The sequence below is a fragment of the Streptomyces nanshensis genome (genome assembly GCF_001751255.1).
Lineage (GTDB): Bacteria > Actinomycetota > Actinomycetes > Streptomycetales > Streptomycetaceae > Streptomyces > Streptomyces nanshensis_A.
Genome location: NZ_LJGW01000651.1, coordinates 1 through 4831, shown reverse-complemented (window position 1 = coordinate 4831; position 4831 = coordinate 1). Strand labels below are relative to the sequence as shown.

The following is a 4831-nucleotide window of genomic DNA, read 5'->3' as shown; positions in this document are numbered from 1 at the left end:
GCCTCCGCCGCGGCGAGGCCCCAGCCGATGAAGCGCGGGGCGCGCGGCGCGAGCGCCCGCACGATGCCGAGGGCGCGTTCGGCGGCGTCGCGGTGCCGGGAGCTGCCGGTGTAGGCGGCGTACGAGAGCAGCGCGTGCGCGGCGGCCGTCCAGCCGGACGGCGTCGAACTGTCGGTGGGGTCCTGCGGGCGGCGGATGAGCGCCTCCGCGTCGTCGGCGGTGTCGTAGAGGGTGCCGTCGGAGTCGGTGAAGTGGAGCAGCACGGTCTCCAGCAGTACGCCGGCGCGTGCGAGCCAACTCGCCTCGCCCGTCACGGAGTAGAGGCCGAGCAGGCCCTCGGCGACGTCCGCGTAGTCCTCCAGCACGCCCGCGCTCGTACCGGCCGTGCCGTCGCGCGAGGTGCGGACCAGCCGGCCGCCGTCGTTCATATGCAGCCGCGTCAGCAGCCCGGCCGCGGCGGAGGCCGCCTCCACCAGGTCGGGACGGTCGAAGTAGGCGCCCGTCTCGGCGAGGGCGGCGATCGCGAGTCCGTTCCAGGCGGCGACGACCTTGTCGTCACGGGCGGGACGCGGCCGCTGCTCACGGGCGCGCAGCAGCCGCTCCCGTACGGAGGCGAGACGGGCGGCGTCAGCCCCACGGTCGCCGTCCCCGCCTGCGTCTCCCAACTCCTCGTCGCCGTCCGCCCGATCAGGGAGCTGGAGGACCGACGCGCCCTCCTCGAAGGTGCCCTCGTCCGTGACACGGAAGCGCTCGGCGGCCCACCGCCCGTCGTCCTCGCCGAGGACCTCGGTCAGTTCCGCGGGAGTCCACACGTAGTAGGCGCCCTCGCGGTGCCGTCCGCTGCCGTCGTCGCTGTCGGCGTCGAGCGCGGAGGCGAACCCGCCCTGGGGCGTGCCCAGTTCGCGCACCATGAAGTCCGCCGTCTCCAGGGCGACCCGCCGGGCCGTCTCCGCGCCGGTGCTCCGCCAGACGTGCGCGTAGACGCGGCAGAGCAGGGCGTTGTCGTAGAGCATCTTCTCGAAGTGCGGCACGACCCACCCCGCGTCCACGGAGTAGCGCGCGAACCCGCCGCCGAGCTGGTCGTAGAGCCCGCCGCGCGCCATCGCCCCGCAGGTGCCGCGCACCATCTCCAGCGCGCCGTCCGACCCCGTACGGGCGTGGTGCCGCAGCAGGAACTCCAGCGCCATGGACGGCGGGAACTTCGGCGCACCCCCGAACCCGCCCCGCTCCGCGTCGAATTCACGCGTCAGCTCCAGCAGCGCCGAGGCCAGCTCCTCCGGACCCGGCGGCTGCGGCTGCTCGTAGCGGATCCCGCGGGCGCTGAGGTCCCGTACGATCCGGCCCGCGACGTCGGCGACCTCCTCGCGCCGGTCCGACCACGCGGTGGCGACGCCCTCCAGCACCTGCCGGAAGGAGGGCATGCCGTGGCGCGGAGCGGGCGGGAAGTACGTGCCGAAGTAGAACGGCTCGGCGGCGGGCGTCAGGAAGACGGTCATCGGCCAGCCGCCCTGCCCGGTGGCGGCCTGCACGGCCTCCATGTAGACGGCGTCGACGTCGGGACGCTCCTCGCGGTCGACCTTCACCGCGACGAAGCGGGAGTTGAGAAGCTCGGCGGTCTCCTCGTCCTCGAAGCTCTCGTGCGCCATGACATGGCACCAGTGGCAGCTCGCGTACCCGACGCTGAGCAGCACCGGCACCCCGCGCCTGCGCGCCTCCTCGAAGGCGGCCTCCGACCAGGGCCACCAGTCCACCGGGTTCCCCGCGTGCTGGAGGAGATAGGGGCTCGTCTCGTCCGCGAGTCGGTTCGCCATCTCCCCATCCTGCCTGACGCGCTCCCGGGCGACGGCCACGCCTCCGTCCGCGCGTACCGGCGCGTGCGCGCGGACGGACGGACGCGAACCGGACGGACGCTTGCCGGACGTCCGGGCGCTAGAGCTGCGCCCGAGCGCCCCCCGTCGCTTCCCACCCCGAGACCGCCAGCGCGCGGTACGCGGCGTAGTGGCTCGCCGGGTCGCCCGAGTCCGCCCACGGCATCGCGCCGACGTAGCCGTCGACGACGCGCAGGGCGTCCATCGCCTCGCCGTAGCGCTCCGCCCGTACGAGGAAGCAGACGAGCAGGTGCAGGACGTGCGGACGTACGGGATGGTCCGCCTCGACCTGGTCCACGGCGTACTCGGCCGCCTCGACGGCCTTCTCCACCTCCGCGCTCTGGTAGAGCCCGCGCACCACGTTCACGTCCGGCAGATGTGCGTAGACCGCGAAGAGCGGGAGCGCCGGCAGCAGCGTCCCCTCGGGGGCGTGCGCGGCGGCGGTCTGGGCGAAGGCGTCGGCGTCGGTGCGCGAGCCGCAGCCCTTCTCCGACCAGTACGGCAGGGCGGCCAGATGCGCCCCCATGTGGTGCGGCGCCTTGCGCCGCATCGTCGCCCACAGCTCCTCGAAGTCGGCCCGGCGGTAGGAGAGATGGCGTGCGACGAACAGCTCGGTGATGTGCGGCGTGGGGTCGTCGGGTGCGAGCCGTACGGCGTCCTCGCAGACCGTACGGGCCTCCTCCAGGATGATGCGGTGGTCCGCCGAGGAGGGGTCGGCGAGCGCCTGCCAGACCAGGAACTGCGCGTACACCTGCGCACCGCCGGGGTCGCCGGGCTGCTGCACGCGCCACTCCCGCAGCCACCGGGCGTCGCGCAGGCCCGGCTCCTTGCTGAAGGAGACGCCGCCGCCCGCCCCGTCCTTGCCCGCGGCCGGGGACTCCGGGGCACCGAGGGCCCGCGCGTTCGCCAGCTCCATCGCCGCCGCGCCCGCCAGCGACTGGACGCGCTGCCAGCGCAGCTCCCACTCGTCGGTCAGGGCGAGCAGCCGCGCCACGGGCTGCCAGTCCTGCGTCTGCTGGGTCTCCTCCAGCGCCTCGGTGAACTCGGGGTCGGGGCCCGGGAGTCGGACGTCGAGCTGCTCGGTCGGTACGAATCCGTAACCCGCGCCCGGGTCGACGGCGCGGGCGACGGCCTGCACCCCCTGGAGGCGCTGACGCCGACGGCGCATCGCGGGCGCGATCAGGACACCGAAGATGGCGGTCAGTGCGATCAGCACGAGCAGGGCTTCCATGACTGCTGTCTCCCCGTGGGTAACGCGTGCGGCGGGCGGTGCGGGACGTGACGAATGTGACCAGGGTGAGCGGTTCGACCGAGCCGCTCTGACTACACCGTACGGCGCATTACCCTCGCCCCATGAGCGACCAGCGCGACAGCGGGCACACGCCCCAGAGCTTCGAGACCCTCGCGATCCACGCGGGGCAGACCGCCGACCCGGCGACGGGCGCGGTCGTACCACCGATCTACCAGGTCTCCACGTACAAGCAGGACGGCGTGGGCGGCCTGCGCGGCGGCTACGAGTACAGCCGTTCCGCCAACCCCACCCGTACCGCCCTCGAGCAGAACCTCGCCGCCCTGGAGGGCGGACGCAACGCCTTCGCGTTCGCCTCGGGCATGGCCGCCGAGGACTGCCTGCTGCGGACCCTGCTCGTGCCCGGCGACCACGTGGTGATCCCGAACGACGCCTACGGCGGCACGTTCCGCCTCTTCGCCCGGGTCGCCGAACGCTGGGGCGTGGAGTGGTCGGTGGCGGACACCTCCGACCCGTCGGCGGTACGGGCCGCGCTGCGCGACCGTACGAAGGCGGTGTGGGTGGAGACCCCGTCCAACCCGCTGCTGGGCATCAGCGACATCGCCGCGCTCGCGGAGGTCGCACACGGCGCGGGCGCGCGGCTGGTGGTGGACAACACCTTCGCCAGCCCCTATCTCCAGCAGCCGCTCGCCCTGGGCGCGGACATCGTCGTGCACTCGACGACGAAGTACATGGGCGGCCACTCGGACGTCGTGGGCGGCGCCCTCGTCCTGGACGAGGCGGAGCTGGCCGCGGAGATCGCCTTCCACCAGAACGCGATGGGCGGTGTGGCCGGTCCGTTCGACTCGTGGCTGGTCATGCGCGGCACGAAGACCCTGGCCGTACGGATGGAGCGGCACAGCGCGAACGCCTCCCGCGTGGCCGAGATGCTGGAAGCCCACCCGGGGGTCTCTCAGGTCTACTACCCGGGGCTGCCCTCGCACCCCGGGCACGAGACGGCCGCCAAGCAGATGCGCGCCTTCGGCGGGATGGTCTCCTTCCGCGCGGCCGGCGGCGAGGAGGCGGCGGTACGGGTGTGCGACCGCAGCCGGCTGTTCACGCTCGGGGAGTCGCTGGGCGGCGTGGAGTCGCTGATCGAGCACCCGGCACGCATGACGCACGCGTCGGCCGCGGGCTCGGCGCTGGAGGTCCCGGCGGATTTGGTGCGGCTGTCGGTCGGCATCGAGTCGGCGGAGGACCTGCTGGCGGATCTGCGGCAGGCGCTGGACTAGGGCCGGATCCGGGGACGGAACGGACGGGACGAACGGGACGGGGCGCGGGCCGAGCGGGTCGCGCCCCGTCCCCTCTCTCTACGGAGCTGTACGGAACTGTGCGGGGCCGTGCGGGGTTCCGTACGAGCGGGAACGGGCGGAACTGGACGCTCCCGCCCGCCTGTTCACCAGCCCGTCGGCGTCGTCGTCTGCACCGGCTGCGCCGCCCACGGCTGCGCCACGGCCGCCCACACCGCGAACGCGAGCGCGAACGTGAAGACGAGCCACAGCAGCAGCGCCGCGGTACGCCGCCGCCGCGCGATGCGCAGTCCGCGCAGCAGCGCTCGGAGCGCCAGATCGGGAGGCACGGGCGCGAGCGGTACGGACTCCAGCAGTCCGCGCACCTCGGTCTCCTTGCGGTCGGGCAGCCTCATGCGGCTCTACCTTCTTCCTGGGTCTGCCCC

At 73.7% G+C, this 4831-nt stretch carries 4 protein-coding genes; 1 reads left to right on the top strand and 3 read right to left on the bottom strand.

Annotation, left to right across the window (positions count from 1 at the left end; translation table 11 throughout):
• Together AN218_RS30900 and AN218_RS30895 are read right to left on the bottom strand one after the other, a co-directional pair.
• Positions 1-1811: thioredoxin domain-containing protein (locus tag AN218_RS30900; protein WP_070020341.1), on the bottom strand; the 1811-nt coding region annotated here is incomplete at its 3' end.
• Positions 1812-1929: 118 nt separating this feature from the next.
• The gene (locus tag AN218_RS30895) at positions 1930-3099 is read right to left on the bottom strand and encodes a hypothetical protein (protein ID WP_070020340.1); all 1170 of its coding nucleotides are present in this window, start codon (positions 3097-3099) and stop codon (positions 1930-1932) included.
• Between the two features lie 122 nt (positions 3100-3221).
• On the opposite strand from AN218_RS30895, the gene AN218_RS30890 reads away from it, so the two are divergent.
• Positions 3222-4388, top strand: coding sequence for a cystathionine gamma-synthase (locus tag AN218_RS30890; RefSeq protein ID WP_070020339.1), 1167 nt, complete (start codon positions 3222-3224; stop codon positions 4386-4388).
• A gap of 164 nt (positions 4389-4552) precedes the next feature.
• Here the strand turns inward: AN218_RS30890 and AN218_RS30885 are convergent, their stop codons facing one another.
• Positions 4553-4801 (bottom strand): hypothetical protein, encoded by a 249-nt coding sequence (locus AN218_RS30885; RefSeq protein ID WP_070020338.1) that lies wholly within the window; start codon positions 4799-4801, stop codon positions 4553-4555.
• Positions 4802-4831 lie beyond the last annotated feature (30 nt).

Bases quoted from the DNA above. Each gene is read 5' to 3' on its own strand.
- AN218_RS30895 (WP_070020340.1), bottom strand. From the start codon at position 3,099: ATGGAAGCCCTGCTCGTGCTGATCGCACTGACCGCCATCTTCGGTGTC.
- AN218_RS30890 (WP_070020339.1), top strand. From the start codon at position 3,222: ATGAGCGACCAGCGCGACAGCGGGCACACGCCCCAGAGCTTCGAGACC.
- AN218_RS30885 (WP_070020338.1), bottom strand. From the start codon at position 4,801: ATGAGGCTGCCCGACCGCAAGGAGACCGAGGTGCGCGGACTGCTGGAG.